Source organism: Pseudomonas savastanoi (genome assembly GCF_020917325.1).
Lineage (GTDB): Bacteria > Pseudomonadota > Gammaproteobacteria > Pseudomonadales > Pseudomonadaceae > Aquipseudomonas > Aquipseudomonas amygdali.
The window spans coordinates 5,596,031-5,614,843 of record NZ_CP076652.1; the positions used below are offsets into that span (position 1 = coordinate 5,596,031).

An 18,813-nucleotide genomic window follows, 5' to 3' on the forward strand; every position below is an offset into this window, starting at 1 on the left:
TAGCGCCGTATGCGGGCACTCGCTCGAAAAACGGCCCGATTTTGCAGATAAAGCGCTTCTTTTCGGAGCCTTGGTTTGGTTTTTGCAACTTCACTGAGACAGCACCGTATTGGTGGCCTTGCTCCTGCTGGCGCAGACCAACCAGCACCAGCATTGCGCAACTGCAATGTGCCAAAAGAGGTCAACACGATTCATGACTATCAGCGACGCGCTGCACAGACTGTTACTGGATAACCTGACCACTGCCACCATTCTGCTCAACGCCGACCTGCGACTTGAGTACATGAACCCGGCAGCGGAAATGCTGCTCGCCATTAGCGGGCAGCGCAGCCATGGGCAATTCATCAGCGAGCTGTTCACCGAGTCGGCTGAGGCACTGAGTTCGCTGCGTCAGGCAGTGGAACAGGCTCATCCTTTCACCAAGCGCGAAGCGATGCTCACCGCACTGACCGGTCAGACACTGACGGTTGACTATGCCGTGACGCCGATTCTCAGCAAGGGCGATACCCTGCTGCTGCTTGAAGTGCACCCACGTGACAGGTTGCTGCGCATTACCAAGGAAGAAGCCCAGTTGTCCAAGCAGGAAACCACCAAGATGCTGGTGCGTGGCCTGGCTCACGAAATAAAGAACCCGCTGGGCGGCATTCGCGGCGCCGCACAGCTGCTGGCCCGCGAGCTGCCTGAAGAAAGCCTCAAGGATTACACCAACGTCATCATCGAAGAGGCCGACCGTTTGCGTAATCTGGTCGACCGTATGCTGGGCTCCAACAAGCTGCCGTCGCTGGCGATGACCAACGTGCACGAAGTGCTTGAACGAGTGTGCAGCCTGGTCGAGGCCGAAAGTCAGGGCTGCATCACGCTGGTGCGCGACTATGACCCAAGCATTCCCGACGTCTTGATCGACCGCGAGCAAATGATCCAGGCCGTGCTCAATATCGTGCGCAACGCCATGCAGGCCATCAGCGGCCAGAACGAATTGCGCCTGGGACGAATCACCCTGCGCACCCGCGCCATGCGCCAGTTCACTATCGGCCACGTTCGCCATCGGCTGGTCAGCAAGATCGAAATCATCGACAACGGCCCCGGTATTCCGGCCGAACTTCAGGAAACCATTTTTTACCCGATGGTCAGTGGCCGCCCGGATGGCACAGGGCTAGGTCTTGCCATTACCCAGAACATCATCAGCCAGCACCAGGGCCTGATCGAGTGTGACAGCCATCCCGGCCACACCACGTTCTCGATCTTCCTGCCGCTGGAACAAGGAGCAGCTTCGACATGAGCCGTAGTGAAACTGTCTGGATCGTAGACGACGATCGTTCTATCCGCTGGGTACTGGAAAAGGCCTTGCAACAGGAAGGCATGACCACGCAGAGCTTCGACAGCGCCGACGGGGTGATGAGCCGTCTGGCCCGTCAGCAGCCGGACGTGATCATTTCCGACATCCGAATGCCCGGTGCCAGTGGTCTGGACCTGCTGGCGCGGATTCGCGAGCAGCATCCACGTCTGCCGGTGATCATCATGACCGCCCATTCGGACCTGGACAGCGCCGTGGCGTCTTATCAGGGTGGCGCTTTCGAGTACCTGCCCAAGCCGTTCGACGTCGATGAAGCCGTCTCGCTGGTCAAACGCGCCAATCAGCACGCCCAGGAACAGCAAGGCCTGGACGTCGCACCGACCCTGACCCGCACCCCTGAAATCATTGGCGAAGCGCCAGCGATGCAGGAAGTGTTTCGCGCTATCGGGCGCCTGAGCCACTCCAACATCACTGTTCTGATTAACGGTGAGTCGGGGACCGGTAAAGAGTTGGTCGCTCATGCACTGCACCGCCACAGCCCGCGTTCGGCCTCGCCGTTCATTGCACTGAACATGGCGGCGATTCCCAAGGACTTGATGGAGTCAGAGCTGTTCGGCCACGAAAAAGGCGCATTCACCGGCGCGGCCAACCTGCGTCGCGGTCGTTTTGAACAGGCCGACGGCGGCACGCTGTTTCTCGATGAAATCGGCGATATGCCAGCCGACACCCAGACCCGTCTGCTGCGCGTGCTGGCCGATGGCGAGTTCTACCGGGTAGGCGGGCACACGCCGGTCAAGGTCGATGTGCGGATCATTGCCGCGACACACCAGAACCTGGAAACCCTGGTGCAGGCCGGCAAGTTCCGTGAGGACTTGTTCCATCGCCTGAACGTGATCCGCATCCACATTCCGCGCATGTCGGACCGTCGCGAAGACATCCCGACCCTGGCCAAGCACTTCCTCAGCCGTGCCGCACAGGAACTGGCAGTCGAACCCAAGCTGCTCAAGGCCGAGACCGAGGAATACCTCAAGCATCTGCCGTGGCCTGGCAACGTGCGTCAGCTGGAAAACACCTGCCGCTGGATCACGGTCATGGCCTCGGGTCGTGAAGTGCACATCAGCGATCTGCCACCGGAGCTGCTGAGCCTGCCGCAGGACGCCGCCCCGGTCACCAACTGGGAACAGGCGCTGCGTCAGTGGGCCGACCAGGCCTTGTCTCGCGGTCAGTCCAGCCTGCTGGACAGCGCTGTACCGACTTTCGAGCGGATCATGATCGAAACCGCCCTCAAGCACACCGCCGGCCGCCGCCGCGACGCCGCCGTGCTGCTGGGCTGGGGCCGCAACACCTTGACCCGCAAGATCAAGGAACTGGGCATGAAGGTCGATGGCGGGGATGACGACGAGGCTGATGAGGGCTGAGTGGTTATATGATGGTCATTGGTGCCAATGCTCCGCATTGGCATGCATTTCGAAACACTCTGCGCCACGCCTACTATTCAAGGCAGGACGCAGAGCGTCCAGAACTGCGTTCCCACGCGGAGCATGGGAACGATAGTCATCTCAGGAATTGCGTGTAACGCGCAGCTCAGCACCGCATCACTCAGCCAGTGATGGTTTTTCCCAAAGGTTGATTCCGCCTTCCACCGCAAAGCTGTCGATCTCGGCCAGTTCTTCCGGGCTGAACGCCAGGTTCTTCAGTGCGCCGACGTTTTCGATGATCTGCTCGGGACGGCTCGCACCAATCAACGCTGACGTCACGCGCGGGTCACGCAGCGTCCAGGCCAGGGCCATTTGTGCCAGGCTCTGACCACGACGCTGGGCGATTTCGTTGAGCGCACGCACGTGGGCGATGTTCTGCTCGGACAGGTGCGAAGCCTGCAACGAGCCGCCGCCCGGACGATTGACCCGCGCATCCTTGGGCACGCCGTTCAGGTACTTGTCCGACAGCAGCCCTTGGGCCAACGCGGTAAAGGCGATCACGCCCGCGCCCAGCTCTTCGGTAGCGTCGAGCAGGTCTTTCTCAACCCAACGGTTGAGCAGGTTGTAAGCCGGCTGGTGAATCAGCAACGGCACTTTCCACTCTTTGAGCAACGCCGCTATTTCGCGGGTCTTGGCCCCGGAATACGACGAGATGCCGATATACAACGCCTTGCCCTGCTGCACTGCCGTAGCCAGCGCGCTGGCGGTTTCTTCCAGCGGGGTGTCCGGGTCGAAGCGGTGCGAGTAAAAAATATCGACGTAATCCAGGCCCATGCGCTGCAGGCTCTGATCGAGGCTGGCGAGCACGTATTTGCGCGAACCACCGCCCTGCCCGTACGGCCCTGGCCACATGTCCCAGCCAGCCTTGCTGGAGATGATCAGTTCATCACGGTAGTGCTTGAAGTCTTCGCGCAGCAGACGGCCGAAGTTGATCTCGGCGCTGCCGTACGGCGGGCCATAGTTGTTGGCCAGGTCGAAATGGTTGATGCCCAGATCGAACGCCGTGCGCAGCATGGCACGCTGGGTGTCGATCGGCGTGCTGTCACCGAAGTTGTGCCACAAGCCCAAAGACAGTGCCGGAAGCACCAGCCCGCTGCGGCCGGTACGGCGATAAGGCATGTCTTCGTAACGATTTTCGGCAGCGATGTAGGTCATTGAATCCTCTCTTGTCTGGGGGATATTCGAGGCGTCTTGATTGCGTTTGCGAACAGGCGACGCCTGTTCGCAACGCCGGAATCATGGCTTTTGCCAGACAACCTGCTGAATGTCGACCCGCTTGGGTATCAAGTGGTTGTCGTAAAACAGATCAGCGGTCGCCTGCTGCGCACTTACGATCTCCGGCGTGATCGGCAGGCTGGGTGATACAGGCCGATGGTCAAGATACTGAGTGATGACCGCTTCGGACAAGCCCATGCTGCGCGCCAGGATCTGAATGCTTTCGTTGCGTTGCGAGCGAGTCAGCCCATCGGCCACCGTCAGTTCGTCGAGAACCTGCTGCACAAACGCCGCATTTTTCTCGGCAAAAGCCCGGCGTGCGGTATAGAACGGCCCGGACAGTCCAAGTCCTTCTCCATTGGCCAAGAGGCGGCTATGGCCTTCGTTCAGGGCGATGGAGTAGTACGGGTCCCAGATTGCCCAGGCATCGACACTGCCGTTTTCAAAGGCGGCGCGGGCATCGGCGGGGGTCAGGTAAATCGGCTGAATATCCTTGAACGTCAACCCTGCCTTGTTCAACAAGCGCAACACCACGTTATGCGAGCTGGAGCCTTTCTGAAGTGCGACCTTGCGGCCTTTCAGCTCTGCCACGCTGTGCAGCGGGCTTTCGTTGCGCACCAGTATGGTTTCCGCCTGTGGCTTGGCCGGTTCTGCGCCGATGTAGACCAGGTCTGCGCCTGCGACCTGAGCAAAGATCGGCGGGATGTCACCGGTGGACGCAATGTCCAGACTGCCAATATTCAAAGCCTCAAGCATCTGCGGCCCGGCCGGGAATTCGATCCATTTGACCTTTGTAGCAGCAAAGCGCTTCTCCAGAAGGCCATGTTCCTTGGCCAGCACCAGCGTGATCGAGCCCTTCTGATAGCCGATGCGTAGCGCGTCAGGTTCGTCGGCAGAAGCTGTGTTGAGCAAGCCGCTGAAAGCCAGAATGGCGGCGATGAAGGTGAATGGTTTCATGGGTAATCCTTTCTCGGTCGACTCTCGTGCCAATGCTCCGCGTTGGCATGCATCCTGTGACGCTGCGCGTCACCTCTCTGCAGCCAGGCTCGGTATCTGGTACGGGAATTATCAAAATCCATAAGCAGGCCGCTGCAGCCCCAGGTTTTCGCGCAACGTTGTGCCTTCATATTCAGTACGAAACAGCCCGCGCCGCTGCAGCTCCGGCACCAGCAATTGCGCGACGTCTTCCAGGCCTCCCGGCAAATGCGGCACGAGCACGTTGAAGCCGTCTGCCGCGCCGTGTTCGAACCAGGTTTGCAGCTCATCAGCGATCTGCTCGGGCGTACCGATCAGGCTGTAATGCCCTCGCCCACCGGCAATCCGCCGTCCCAGTTGCGCCAGGGTCAGGTTTTCCTGATCGGCCAGTTCGGTGAGCAGTTTCTGCCGGCTGCGCTGGCCGCTATCAGTCAGCGGCAGTTCTGGCAACGGGCCGTCCAGCGGGTAGCCCGACAGGTCGAAATTGCCCAGCATACGGCCTAACAGCGCGACACCAACCTGAGGTTCGACCAGCTCCTGAAACGACTCGAATTTCGCTTTCGCCAACGCCTCGGTTTCGGCCACGACAATGAACACGCCGGGCATGACTTTCAGCGAATCTGCGTCACGTCCGTAGGCGCCAAGGCGGCCCTTGATGTCCGCATAAAACGCTTGGGCACTGGCCAGCGAGGTCTGTGCGGTGAACACCACTTCCGCGGTCTGCGCCGCCAGATCGCGGCCGACTTCAGAGGAACCCGCCTGCACGACCACGGGCTGCCCTTGCGGCGAACGCGCCACGTTCAGCGGGCCTTTGACACTGAAGTGCTCACCGTGATGATTGAGCACATGTAATTTGGCCGGGTCGTAATATTCACCGCTGGTCTTGTCGCGGGTAAACGCGTCATCTGCCCAGCTGTCCCACAGACCGGTCACCACCTGATGAAACTCCCGTGCGCGGCTATAACGCTCGGCATGCCCCACATGCTCGGCGCGACCGAAGTTCTGCGCTTCGGCGGCGGCATCGGAGGTCACCAGATTCCAGCCCGCTCGCCCACCGGACAAGTGATCCAGCGAGGCGAACTTGCGAGCAACGTGATACGGCTCGTTGTAGGTGGTGGTCGCCGTCGCGATCAGACCGATGTGATCGGTCACCGCGCTCAACGCCGAGAGCAGGGTCAGCGGCTCGAAATGATCAGAGCGGGCCATGCGGCTGGCGATATCGCCGGTGGCGGCAGCCACGCTGTCGGCCACGAACAACGTGTCGAATTTTGCCGCTTCCGCGACCTTGGCCACGTGCCGATAGTGCTTGAAATCCAGCCCTGCATCGGCAGGCACATCAGGGTGACGCCAAGCCGCAACGTGGTGCCCGGTGGCCATCAGAAAAGCGCCGAGTTTCATCTGTCGAGCAGTCGTGCTCATTCTTCACTCCTTACTGTGTTACCGCGTGCCACGACTCAAAAATCCTTGCGTAGCTGTACGCCGAAATAACGCTCGTCATCACGCGGTACAGACCGGTAAACATAGCTACCACCGGTGGCCAGCATCGGCGAATAGGACTTGTCTGCCAGATTCTTGCCGAGCAGCGCCACGCGCCAGCCACTGTTGTAATCGGCCAATGCCACGCTGGCATTCCAGATGCCGTAAGCGCCTTGCTTGGTGTCCGGGTTCTGGCTGATGTCGTACTGCACTTCGCTCTGCCAGCTGTAATCGGTGCCCAGCTCGATATCCAGACCGTTGTCCAGCGGGATGGTGTAGTCGGCACGAACGTAGCTTTTCCAGTCAGGGCTATACGGCAGGGTTTTGCCATCGACGTTGCACGACGCCGCTGCACCGGCCGGGCAGGCAAAGCTGTCGATGCGCGCCTTGGTGTAGGACAGCGCGCCAGAGAACTTCAGGTTACGGGTGGCCTGCAAGGCGTAATCCAGCTCGACGCCTTCAGTGCTGACACTGCCTGCGTTGATCAGGCGCGTGACAACCTGCCCGGCAACGCTGTCGAAAAAGTTCGCCTGATAGTTGTCGTAATCGCTGTGGAACACCGCCAGGTTGGTGGTCAGGCGATTGTTCCAGGTGGTGGCCTTGACGCCGACTTCCCAGGTGTTCGAGGTCTCCGGTTTCAAGGCCTCGGTGTCACGCGGCTGCATGTTGAAGAACACGTTGTAGGCCGGGCCTTTATAGCCGCGCGAGTAGGTGATGTAGGTCATCACGCTGTCGCTCAGGTCATATTGCAGACCCAGCCGACCGGACTTGCCGTCCTCGTCCACCGAACCGGAACTGCTGGTCGCAGGCTGAATACCGCTGACGGTCGTAGCCGATGTCGATACGCGGCGATGATCGTATTCCAGATCGTCGTGGGTCCAGCGTGCCCCGGCAATCGCACGGAAGTCCGGGGTGAAGTTGAAGGTGGTTTCGCCGAATACCGAGTAGCTGTCAGTGGTAGTGCTGTAGTCGGCGATGCCGCGATCCTGAGTCGTCGGCGTTATCAGCGTGCGCTGATAGGTCTCGTCGCTCTTGCCGTGCATGTAAAACAGACCGCCCACGTATTCGAAAAACTGGCCTTTCGGCGACGCCAGACGTAGCTCTTGGGAATACTGGTTGAACTCCAGATCGCCTTTATCTTCGGTGCCGGGGAAGGCAGCGGTGACAGTGCCAAGACGGTCGCCATCCTGATACTGGGTGTTATCCCAGCCCCGCCAGGCGGTAATGGAAGTCAGGGTGTAATCGCCCAGTTGCCAGTCGAGCTGGCCGGACAGGCCCTTGTTGACGTCCTCGACATGGCTGCGGTAATCACTGAGCACGTTGCGGTTGTCACTGTCGGCGCGTACCGGTGACAGCGCACTGGCGAACGCCGGGGTCAGCGCCTTGCTCACCACGCCGTTGGGCGCGTCGTCATGGGACTGCATGTAGTCCGCTGCGAGGGTGAAAGTGATGTCGTCATTGGGCGTGAATTCCAGCTTGCCGCGTGCGCCCTTGCGGTTGTAACCGTTGACCTCCTGACCGTTGAGCTTGTTATCGACGTTGCCGTCATAGCTGCCGAACAGCGTGGTAATCGAGCCCTTGAGCGTTTGCGGAATCAGACTGCCGCCGATGCCGAAACGGGTGCGGCTTTCGTTGCCGCTGTAGTACGACTGATCGATGTAACCGTGGGTCTCTTCGGTCGGCGCCTTGGTGGTGACGTTCAGGACGCCAGCCGAGGCGTTCTTGCCGAACAGCGTACCTTGCGGGCCGCGCAGCACTTCGATGCGCTCAAGGTCGAGCAGGTCCAGCGTGGCCTGGCCCGGACGCGCGTACACCACGCCATCGATGACTGTCGCCACTGTAGGCTCGACACCCGGCGAGGTGGAAATGGTGCCGACACCGCGAATGAACAGCGAGGTGTCCTTGTTGGACGCACCGGTACGAAAATTCAGCGAAGGCACTTGCTGCACGATGCTGGCCACGCCGTTACGATTGTCCCGCTCCAGTTGCTCGCCCTGAATCACCGAAACTGCGACCGGTACTTTTTGCAGCGACTCTTCACGGCGCGTGGCCGTTACGGTGACGGACTCCAGCGCTACCGTTTCAGTGCTCTGCGTTGCTGCGTTATCTGCCATCGCCGGAACCCACGGCAACGCCGCAAGCCCCATCAACAGCCAGCCATAACGACGCCCCCGCGCCGCATGAGCCTGATCGATGGCTTGCGCCAGAATTGTGTGTTTGACGCCATCCCCATGTGTTGTGTGCATCTGCGTGCCTACCTGAAATATGCCCTGATCCGACAATGCGATACGCACTGGCGCCTGTTGATTGCTGGCTAAACCGGGGTCCGGGCATTCGCGGTGGCGAGTAGCAGACAAACCATCTTTGTTAGCGCTAACATCGCCAGTATCAGGAAACGGCGAATAGATCGTCCAATACTGAAAAATTAGTTTTATATTCTTTTTACTTTTATACGAAGTGATCGAGCATGGCCGACGAGAAACCTGCGACACGCAAACGCCGAGGCGCAGGCCGGGTGACGATCACGGTAGTGGCGCGTGAGGCCGGTGTCTCGGCCATTACCGTGTCGCGCTATTTCAATCAGCCGGAGCAAGTCTCGCCCGAACTGCGTGAGCGGATTGCAGCCGTGGTCAATGCGCTGGGCTATGTGCCCAATCTAGTGGCAGGCGGCCTGGCGTCGGCGCGCAGCCGGGTGGTTGCGATGGTGATTCCCAACATCTCCGGGCCGATCTTCGCCAACACCATTCAGGGTTTCAGCGACACCCTGAGCCAGCACGGTTTCCAGTTGCTGCTGGCCTCCAGCTACTTTTCCGCTGAACAGGAAGAAAGCGCAGTGCGGGCGTTTCTGGGCTGGTCACCGGCAGCACTGGTGCTGACCAGTCGTTTCCACAGCCCGGCTACCGAGAAAATGATCGAGCAGACCGATGTCCCGGTGATCGAAACCTGGGACCACCAGCCCGAACGCAGCCCGATCCAGATTGGCTTTTCTCACTATGACGTCGGCGTCACGGCAGCCCGCTATTTGTACGGCAAGGGCTACCGCCGCATAGCGTTCGTGCAGAACAGCATCGCAGGCGACTTCAGCGCACTGGAGCGGCGTGACGGCTACGCTGCGACTCTGGAAGGGCTCGGTATCACGCCGTGGGTCTTCGTCCCGGACGCGGACCGAGCGCCATTCGAGGCAGGCAAACAGGCGATGGACACCCTGATGAACCAAGAGCCCCGCCCTGACGCGATCTTCTTCGCCAACGACAACCTGGCAGCCGGCGCCCTGCTCGCCAGTCAGCGCGCAGGCCTGCATATACCGAAGGATTGTGCCGTGATGGGCTTTGGCGATTACGCCTTCGCAGAAATGATGCTACCCAGCCTGACCACCATCAAACCGCCAGCACTGGAGATCGGCGTACTGGCCGCAACGCGTGTGCTTGAAAGCCTTGGCGTGTTGCCGGTGGAGGGAGAGATACAACGGCTGAATTTGCTGGAGTGCAGATTGGTGGAGCGGGAGAGTACATGAGCCCGAAACAATCTCGCGCCTACGCTGGAGCGTGGAGAACGATGACGTCAGCCATCGTGCGAAGCTCCGCGTCGCATGCCGTTCTGGACGCTCTGCGTCCTCTCCTGAACATGAGGCGCAGCGCAGAGCGTGAGGGACGATAGTTATAATCGCCCCCCACGTCCCTATCACCGCACCAGATGCAGAAACTGCATATGCCGCTCGTACTGGTCGAGCACGTCGTTGATGACCTGTTCCTTGGTGTAGCCCACCAGGTCGTAGTCCTGACTGCCTTCGCTCAAGTGAACCTCAGCACGGTAGTAGCGGCGGTTGTTCAATTGCTTGGAGCCCATGCCGCCACGGGCGAACGAAGGGGTGAAGAAGCCTTTCATCTGCACCTGATAGATGAACGGACGCTCTTCGCCGTGACCGATTTCCAGAGTCACCGAGTCGTTGGACGGGTCAGGTACGTTGACCACGCTCAAGCCCTTCTCGACAAACACTGCCGTCACTTCATCAATGGCCGGACGCACGGTTTGGTCAAGGAAGCGATACACCTCGTCTCGCGACGGGTAATGCACAGCCTGGCTCAGGCGCTGACGCCAGCCGCCACGTCGTGAACCGGACACTGGCGCCAACGAATACAGTTGCGCAATCTGGCGCTGGGATTCCATGACGAACGCTTTGTGCAGGCCCCACATCATCAGTAGCAGGATCAGCGAGAACGGCAGCGACGTCAGCACCACCGCCGATTTCAGCGCATCGATACTGCCCGAGAACAGCAGGCCGCTGGTGATAAGTGCAGTCGCTACACCCCAGAACACCCGCAACCATTTCGGACCGTCTTCGTCAGGGTTGCCGCCTTTGGCTGACAGCGTCGACAGCACCACAGTGCCCGAATCGGCCGACGTCACGAAGAACACAAAGCTGATAAATACCGTGACCGCAATGACGGTCTTGCTCCACGGATAGGTTTCCAGCAGCAGGTACAAGGTCATAGACGGATCATCGATAGCCGACTGGCCCAGCGCAGTCATGCCGTGGTTGAGCACCTGATCGATGGCGCTGTTGCCGAAGATCGACATCCACGCCAGGGTGAAGCCCAGCGGAATCAACAACACGCCGAAGACGAACTCGCGAATGGTCCGGCCACGGGAAATACGCGCAATGAACAGGCCCACGAATGGCGCCCAGGCAATCCACCAGGCCCAATAGAACACGGTCCAGCCGCCCAGCCAGTCACTCGGCTCGTTATAGGCGTAGACGTCGAAGCTCTTGCTCGGCAACGCACCCAGGTAGTCCCCGATGTTCTGCACCAGCGTGTTGAGCAAGTGCTGAGTCGGGCCGGCAAACAGCACGAACAGCAGCAGCGCACAGGCCAGCAGCATGTTGATGTCGGACATGACGCGCACGCCCTTGTCTACACCGGCTATCGCGACCAGAATCGCCGCGCCCATCATCAGGGTAATCAGACCGACCTGAATCCAGTGGGTATGCGCCACGCCAAACAGGTAATCCAGACCGGAATTCAGGTGCAGTACCCCGAAACCCATGTCTGCGCCCAAGCCGAAGATGGTCGCAATGATGCCGAAGCCATCGACTGCATAGCCTATAGGGCCATTGATGCGCTTGCCGATCAGCGGGTACAGCGCCGAACGCAGGGCCAGCGGCAGGTTGTGGCGATAAGCGAAGTAGGCCAGCGCCATGCCGACAAAGGCGAACACGCCCCAGCCATGCAGGCCCCAGTGCAGAAACAGCAACTGCATGCCCTGACGCGCTGCCTCAGCCGTACCGCCTTCGCCCTGCGGCGGTTGCAGAAGGTGTGTCAGCGGTTCTGAAACGCAGAAGAAGAACAGCGTGATGCTGATCCCCGCGGCGAACAGCATGCCGGCCCATGACAGGTAACTGAACTCGGGTTCGTCGTGGTCGGCACCGAGCTTGATCTTGCCGAAGCCCGACAAGGCGGTGACCACCACGAAGACCAGATACAGGGTCATGACCATCATGTAGTACCAGCCGACCGTATTGGCCGCCCAGTTTTGCGCCGCCAGCAGCCATTCTCCGCTGGCTTGCGGGAAGGCAATGACAACGATGCCGAAAATCAGAATAAAGCTCGCAGCGAAGTAGAACACTGGAGCGTTCATGCGGACGTTGCCGCTTGAAGAAGTACTCGGAGAACTCATCGGTTGCGTGCCTCCGGACTGATAAAACCAACTGCAAAAAGCGGATACGGCAAGGGTAAGCCTCCTGTTGTGAGCGGGCAGCGAACCACCGGTTTAACTTGAACGAGCGTTCAATTTAAACATGAAAGTGCCCGTAAAGACTAATCGGGGGCCAGTGAATGCTCGCTCAGGCTTGGGTATGACGCATGCTTGAGCGGGATCGTTCCCATCCTCAGGCGACACAATTCAGGCCCTCCCGACAGGGACTTTGCAGGCATCGATAAATAACCGGTGTTGACCCGGCGACCCTGCGCATATTTCCCGCACCATTCTGTTACCTCCCGCCCCAAAAGCGCGCAAATCACGCTTCAGGTAACAGGCCTGACCTCGCCTCACACATTTGTTCGCCGGTTCGGAAAAGTCCGCTACCCCCTGAAAATACTGAGCCGCAGGGCCATCGAACGATCAATGAATAGCCGCCAAGTGAAGTTGGTCCTCTGATTGCATATGCTTGTATGTACAAGTAGAGACAGGCTAGACATTCTGTCTTTCTACCGGACTGAATCGGCCTGCTTCGCCAGGCACTGCTCGCCCTTCAACGGGCTGGTTCGAATTGATCGCCGAGGATTTTTTTGTGACCGAGAATAATCAAGACCTGAAGCAGGACTGGACCCGCCACCGCGAAGGCGTCGTAAGGGCTGCTCGCGGCACCCAATTAACGGCCAAAAGCTGGATGACCGAAGCGCCTCTGCGCATGTTGATGAACAACCTCGACCCGGAAGTTGCCGAGAACCCCAACGAGTTGGTGGTTTACGGTGGCATCGGCCGCGCCGCGCGTAATTGGGAGTGCTACGACAAAATCATCGAAAGCCTCACTCAGCTCAACGATGATGAGACCCTGCTGGTGCAGTCCGGCAAGCCGGTCGGCGTGTTCAAGACCCACAGCAACGCTCCGCGCGTGCTGATCGCCAACTCCAACCTGGTGCCGCACTGGGCCAGCTGGGAGCACTTCAACGAACTGGATGCCAAGGGCCTGGCCATGTATGGCCAGATGACCGCCGGCAGCTGGATCTACATCGGCAGCCAGGGCATCGTGCAAGGCACTTACGAAACCTTCGTCGAAGCCGGTCGCCAGCACTATGACGGCAACCTCAAGGGCCGCTGGGTGTTGACCGCAGGTTTGGGCGGCATGGGTGGCGCGCAACCGCTGGCCGCTACACTGGCCGGGGCCTGTTCGCTGAACATCGAATGTCAGCAGAGCCGTATCGATTTCCGCATCAAGACCCGCTACGTCGACGAGCAGGCGGCTGATCTGGATGACGCTCTGGCACGCATCGCCAAATACACCGCCGAAGGCAAAGCCATCTCCATCGCTCTGTGCGGCAACGCAGCAGAAATTCTGCCGGAAATGGTCCGTCGCGGCGTGCGTCCGGACATGGTCACAGACCAGACCAGCGCCCACGACCCGCTCAATGGCTACCTGCCCAAAGGCTGGACCTGGGACGAGTACCGTGCCCGCTCAGTCAGCGAACCGGCCAATGTTGTGAAAGCCGCCAAGCAATCGATGGCCGAACACGTCGAAGCCATGCTGGCGTTTCAGCAAGCGGGCATTCCGACCTTCGACTACGGCAACAACATTCGCCAGATGGCCAAGGAAGTCGGCGTCGCCAATGCCTTCGATTTCCCCGGTTTCGTCCCGGCCTACATCCGCCCGTTGTTCTGCCGTGGCATCGGGCCGTTCCGCTGGGCCGCGCTGTCGGGCGATCCGCAGGACATCTACAAGACCGACGCCAAGGTCAAGGAACTGATTCCGGACGACGATCACCTGCACAACTGGCTGGACATGGCCCGTGAACGCATCAGTTTTCAGGGCTTGCCAGCTCGCATCTGCTGGGTCGGCCTGGGTCAGCGCGCCAAGCTGGGCCTGGCCTTCAACGAAATGGTCCGCAGTGGCGAGTTGTCGGCACCGGTGGTAATCGGCCGCGACCACCTGGACTCCGGCTCGGTCGCCAGCCCCAACCGCGAGACCGAATCCATGCGCGATGGCTCCGATGCCGTCTCCGACTGGCCTCTGCTCAACGCCCTGCTCAACACCGCCAGCGGCGCGACCTGGGTTTCGCTGCACCACGGCGGCGGCGTGGGCATGGGTTTCTCGCAGCACTCCGGGATGGTGATCGTCTGTGACGGTACGGACGAAGCCGCCGAGCGTATCGCCCGCGTCCTGCACAACGACCCGGCCACCGGTGTGATGCGCCATGCCGATGCCGGTTATGACATTGCCATCGACTGTGCCAAAGAGCAGGGCTTGAACCTGCCGATGATCGGGCGTTAAGGAGTCTGCGGTTATCAAACCGACAGACTCGGGGAACGGGCATGAACATGCCCACGGGCCGGATGCCTACTTGAAGCTGCCGCCATCCATTTCAAGCTTGGGAGCATCGATAATGAAAATGAAAAAGGCCCTGTTGACCACCTTGGTATCCGCAGGCTTGCTCGCCAGTGCAGGCGCAAGTCAGGCTGCCGGCTGGTGCGAATCAGGCAAACCGGTGAAGTTCGCTGGTCTGAACTGGGAAAGCGCGATGCTGCTGACCGACGTTCTGCAGGTCATTCTGGACAAGGGTTACGGCTGCGCCGTGGACGCCCTGCCCGGTAACTCCATCGCCATGGAAAACGCCCTGAGCACCAACGACATCCAAATTTTCGCCGAAGAATGGGTCGGCCGTAGCGAAGTCTGGAACAAGGCAGCCGCAGCCGGAAAAGTGGTCGGTGTCGGCGCACCCATCGTCGGCGCAGTCGAGGGCTGGTACGTGCCGCGTTACGTGATCGAAGGCGATGCCAAACGCAAGCTTGAAGCCAAGGCGCCGAACCTGAAATCCATCAGCGATCTGGCCCAGTATTCGGCGGTGTTCAAGGATCAGGAAGAACCCGGCAAAGGCCGCTTCTACAACTGCCCGGCTGGCTGGACCTGCGAGCTGGAAAACAGCGAAATGCTCAAGAGCTATGGCCTGGAAAGCAAATACACCAACTTCCGCCCGGGCACCGGCCCTGCGCTGGATGCGGCTATTCTGTCCAGCTACAAACGTGGCGAACCGATCCTGACCTACTACTGGTCGCCGACCCCACTCATGGGCCAGGTGGATCTGGTGCGTCTGGAGGAGAAAGCCGGGGTCAACAAGACCATCGATATCAAGGTTGGCGTATCCAAAGTGTTCCACGATGAGGCCCCTGAACTGGTCGCCATCCTGGAAAAGGTCAACCTGCCTATCGACCTGCTCAACCAGAACCTGGGGCGCATGGCCAAGGAACGTATCGAATCGCCGAAGCTGGCGAAGATTTTCCTGAAAGAGCACCCCGAAGTCTGGCACAAATGGGTCAGCGAAGACGCCGCGAAAAAGGTGGACGCTTCGCTGTAAACGAAAGGGCAGTCGGACTGACAAGTCCGACTGCCCTGACGTTGACCCGACACACCTCATTTGAGAGCCGCTTATGTTTCCTGAAAGCTTCACTTTCTCGATCGCCAACTGGGTCAACGATGGCGTCGACTCACTGGTCACGCAGTATGGCGATGTGTTCCGGCACATCTCCGACACCCTGCTATGGGCCATCGTCAACCTCGAAGGCCTGCTGCGTATGGCGCCGTGGTGGCTGATGCTGATGATCGTCGGCGGTATTGCCTGGCACGCGACACGCAAGATCGTCACGACGCTGGTCATCGTCGGCCTGCTGTTTCTGGTCGGCGCGGTCGGGTTGTGGGACAAGCTGATGCAGACATTGGCGCTGATGCTGGTCGCCACGATCATTGCGGTACTGATCGGCATTCCACTGGGCATTCTCTCCGCGCGCAGCAATCGCCTGCGCTCGGTGCTGATGCCGCTGCTGGACATCATGCAGACCATGCCCAGCTTCGTTTACCTGATTCCGGTGCTTATGCTGTTCGGCCTGGGCAAGGTCCCGGCCATCTTCGCCACGGTGATCTACGCCGCGCCGCCATTGATTCGTCTGACCGACCTGGGCATTCGTCAGGTTGACGGTGAAGTGATGGAAGCCATCAACGCCTTCGGTGCCAACCGCTGGCAGCAACTGTTTGGCGTGCAACTGCCGCTGGCCATGCCGAGCATCATGGCCGGGATCAACCAGACCACCATGATGGCGCTGTCGATGGTGGTCATCGCCTCGATGATCGGCGCACGCGGGCTGGGTGAAGACGTGCTGGTGGGCATTCAGACGCTCAACGTCGGGCGAGGTCTGGAAGCGGGCCTGGCCATTGTCATTCTGGCGGTCGTCATCGACCGTATCACGCAGGCCTATGGCCGCCCACGGCATGAGGCGCACAAATGAGCAGCGTGGAACCGAACAAAATCGTCGTCAAAAACGTATTCAAGATCTTCGGCAACCGCTCGAAAGAAGCACTGGCGCTGATCAAGCAGAACCAGAGCAAGGATCAGGTACTGGCGCAAACCGGCTGCGTGGTCGGGGTCAACGACCTGTCGCTGTCGATCGGCAGTGGCGAAATCTTCGTCATCATGGGCCTGTCCGGTTCCGGCAAATCGACGCTGGTACGCCACTTCAACCGCCTGATCGACCCTACCAGCGGCGAGATTCTGGTTGATGGTGAAGACATCCTGCGCTACGACATGGAGGCGCTGCGCCAATTCCGTAGGCACAAGATCAGCATGGTGTTCCAGAGCTTCGGCCTGCTGCCGCACAAGACCGTGCTGGCCAACGTCGCATACGGCCTGAAAGTGCGCGGCGAGAGCAAGGCGCTATGCCAGGAACGCGCGCAGCACTGGGTCACGACCGTTGGCCTGAAGGGCTACGAAAACAAATACCCGCACCAGCTTTCCGGTGGCATGCGCCAGCGCGTCGGTCTGGCACGAGCACTGGCCGCCGACACCGACATCATCCTCATGGACGAAGCCTTCAGCGCCCTCGACCCGTTGATTCGCGCCGAAATGCAGGACCAGTTGCTGGAACTGCAAGCCAGCCTGCACAAGACCATCGTGTTCATTACCCACGACCTGGACGAAGCGGTACGCATCGGCAATCGCATCGCGATCCTCAAGGACGGCCGATTGATTCAGGTCGGTACACCGAAAGAAATCCTTCACTCGCCCGCCGACGATTACGTGGACCGTTTCGTTCAGCGCCGCGTGGCCACCCTTTAAGGACCGTTGCAGATGTCGCGAGCAGAACAGATCGTCATCGGTGAAGCCCCGCTTGGCTGGCAGGACGTAGTCGCTGTGGCCCGTCATGGCGCGCAACTGGTGCTGTCGGATGCCGCCTGGGCGCGGATCGATAACGCGCAGGCCATCGTGCAGCAGATCGTCGCCAGCGGCGAACGCGCCTATGGTGTGAACACCGGGCTTGGCGCGCTGTGCAACGTGTCGCTGCAAGGCGAACAGCTCAGTCGCCTGTCACGCAATACCCTGCTCAGCCATGCCTGCGGCGTCGGTGCGCCGCTGGCCGACGAGCAGACTCGCGCAATCATCTGCGCCGCAATCCTCAATTACAGCCAGGGCAAATCCGGCATTCACCGGCAAGTGGTCGAAGCACTGCTGGCCCTGCTCAACCGGGGTATTACGCCACACGTGCCATCGCAGGGTTCGGTGGGTTACCTGACCCACATGGCGCACGTCGGCATCGCCTTGCTGGGCGTCGGTCAGGTCAGTTATCGAGGGCAAATCGTCGCGGCGCAGCAAGCGCTGGACGAGGAAGGTCTGCGCCCGGTGCTGCTCGGTGCCAAAGACGGCTTGTGTCTGGTCAATGGCACGCCGTGCATGACCGGCCTGAGCTGCCTGGCCATCGCCGATGCCGAGCGCCTGAGCCAATGGGCCGACGTGATCGGCGCGATGACCTTCGAAGCACTGGGCGGTCAGCTGGATGCATTCGATGAGAGCATTCTTGCCCTCAAACCGCATCCCGGTATGCAGCAGGTTGGCAAAAACCTGCGCAGCGTATTGGCTGGCAGCGAAGTGCTTGCCAGCCGCCAGGGCATTCGTACCCAGGACGCGCTGAGCATCCGCTCGATTCCCCAAGTGCATGGCGCAACCCGCGATCAGTTGGCTCATGCCATTCGCCAGATCGAGACCGAGCTGAACTCGGTCACCGATAACCCCATGCTGCTCGGCACGCCCGATGACTGGCGCGTGGTGTCCCAGGCCAACCCGCATGGCCAGTCGGTGGCGATGGCGGCAGACCTGCTGTGCATGGCGCTGGCAGAACTGGGCTCCATCGCCGAGCGACGCCTCGACCGCCTGATCAACCCGATGGTCAGCGGCCTGCCGGCGTTTCTGGTCAGTCAGCCGGGGGTCAATTCGGGGATGATGATCGTTCAGTACGTCGCCGCCTCGCTGTGCGCGGAAAACCGCCAGATGGCCCAGCCGGCGGTGGTCGACAACTACGTGACCTCCGGCCTGCAGGAAGACCATCTGAGCCTGGGCACCAGCGCCGCACTGAAGCTGCACAAGGTGCTGGGTAACGTCACACAGATTCTCGCCATCGAGTATTTGCTGGCGGCCCAGGCATTCGAATTCCTCAAGGCGCAAGGGTTTGGCGTGGGTACGGCGGCTGCGTGGCGACTGCTGCGCGAACGGGTTCCGGCCTACGATGAAGACCGCTGGCTGGCCCCTGATATCGCCAGCAGCGCGGCCCTGCTCAAAGACGCAACATCGCTGGAAAGGGTTTTCCAGCACTGCCGCGATCATGCGGCAAACCTATAAA

General features: G+C 60.3%; 13 protein-coding genes. 8 read left to right on the plus strand and 5 right to left on the minus strand.

The features are described 5' to 3' along the window. The first annotated feature begins 193 nt into the window (after positions 1-193). Together glnL and ntrC are read left to right on the plus strand one after the other, a co-directional pair. Positions 194-1,279 carry a nitrogen regulation protein NR(II) gene (glnL, locus tag KP808_RS24005; protein ID WP_002555720.1) on the plus strand — a complete coding sequence of 362 codons (1,086 nt, stop codon included), beginning with the start codon at positions 194-196 and terminating at the stop codon, positions 1,277-1,279. Next, entirely contained in the window at positions 1,276-2,712 is a 1,437-nt protein-coding gene (gene ntrC, locus KP808_RS24010) for a nitrogen regulation protein NR(I) (RefSeq protein WP_002555721.1), read from the plus strand. The genes glnL and ntrC overlap by 4 nt, the downstream gene beginning before the upstream one ends. Positions 2,713-2,889: 177 nt before the next feature. On the opposite strand, the gene mgrA is transcribed toward ntrC, so the two are convergent. From mgrA to KP808_RS24030, 4 genes are all read right to left on the minus strand, one after another. Then, positions 2,890-3,927 carry an L-glyceraldehyde 3-phosphate reductase gene (gene mgrA, locus KP808_RS24015; RefSeq protein WP_058401835.1) on the minus strand — a complete coding sequence of 346 codons (1,038 nt, stop codon included), beginning with the start codon at positions 3,925-3,927 and terminating at the stop codon, positions 2,890-2,892. Positions 3,928-4,008: 81 nt separating this feature from the next. Beyond that, entirely contained in the window at positions 4,009-4,944 is a 936-nt protein-coding gene (locus tag KP808_RS24020; protein ID WP_230017060.1) for a sulfonate ABC transporter substrate-binding protein, read from the minus strand. Positions 4,945-5,055: 111 nt separating this feature from the next. Further along, positions 5,056-6,381, minus strand: coding sequence for an LLM class flavin-dependent oxidoreductase (locus tag KP808_RS24025; protein ID WP_230017061.1), 1,326 nt, complete (start codon positions 6,379-6,381; stop codon positions 5,056-5,058). Positions 6,382-6,416: 35 nt separating this feature from the next. After that, the gene (locus KP808_RS24030) at positions 6,417-8,732 is read right to left on the minus strand and encodes a TonB-dependent receptor (RefSeq protein WP_230018966.1); all 2,316 of its coding nucleotides are present in this window, start codon (positions 8,730-8,732) and stop codon (positions 6,417-6,419) included. Between the two features lie 173 nt (positions 8,733-8,905). On the opposite strand from KP808_RS24030, the gene KP808_RS24035 reads away from it, so the two are divergent. Then, positions 8,906-9,952, plus strand: a complete 1,047-nt coding sequence (locus tag KP808_RS24035) for a LacI family DNA-binding transcriptional regulator (RefSeq protein ID WP_230017062.1) — start codon at positions 8,906-8,908, stop codon at positions 9,950-9,952. Positions 9,953-10,119: 167 nt separating this feature from the next. On the opposite strand, the gene betT is transcribed toward KP808_RS24035, so the two are convergent. After that, positions 10,120-12,075 carry a choline BCCT transporter BetT gene (betT, locus tag KP808_RS24040; RefSeq protein ID WP_206743391.1) on the minus strand — a complete coding sequence of 652 codons (1,956 nt, stop codon included), beginning with the start codon at positions 12,073-12,075 and terminating at the stop codon, positions 10,120-10,122. Between the two features lie 652 nt (positions 12,076-12,727). On the opposite strand from betT, the gene hutU reads away from it, so the two are divergent. The 5 genes from hutU (at position 12,728) to KP808_RS24065 (ending at position 18,812) form a co-directional block, all read left to right on the plus strand. Beyond that, positions 12,728-14,425, plus strand: a complete 1,698-nt coding sequence (hutU, locus tag KP808_RS24045) for a urocanate hydratase (protein ID WP_230017063.1) — start codon at positions 12,728-12,730, stop codon at positions 14,423-14,425. Positions 14,426-14,537: 112 nt separating this feature from the next. After that, entirely contained in the window at positions 14,538-15,506 is a 969-nt protein-coding gene (locus tag KP808_RS24050; protein WP_122280908.1) for an ABC transporter substrate-binding protein, read from the plus strand. A gap of 73 nt (positions 15,507-15,579) precedes the next feature. Then, entirely contained in the window at positions 15,580-16,431 is an 852-nt protein-coding gene (locus tag KP808_RS24055) for an ABC transporter permease (RefSeq protein WP_003343849.1), read from the plus strand. Then, on the plus strand, positions 16,428-17,258 hold the full coding sequence (locus KP808_RS24060; RefSeq protein ID WP_007247035.1) for a quaternary amine ABC transporter ATP-binding protein: 831 nt from the start codon (positions 16,428-16,430) through the stop codon (positions 17,256-17,258). The genes KP808_RS24055 and KP808_RS24060 overlap by 4 nt, the downstream gene beginning before the upstream one ends. A 12-nt stretch (positions 17,259-17,270) precedes the next feature. After that, positions 17,271-18,812, plus strand: a complete 1,542-nt coding sequence (locus KP808_RS24065; RefSeq protein WP_230017064.1) for an HAL/PAL/TAL family ammonia-lyase — start codon at positions 17,271-17,273, stop codon at positions 18,810-18,812. Position 18,813: the final 1 nt, after the last annotated feature.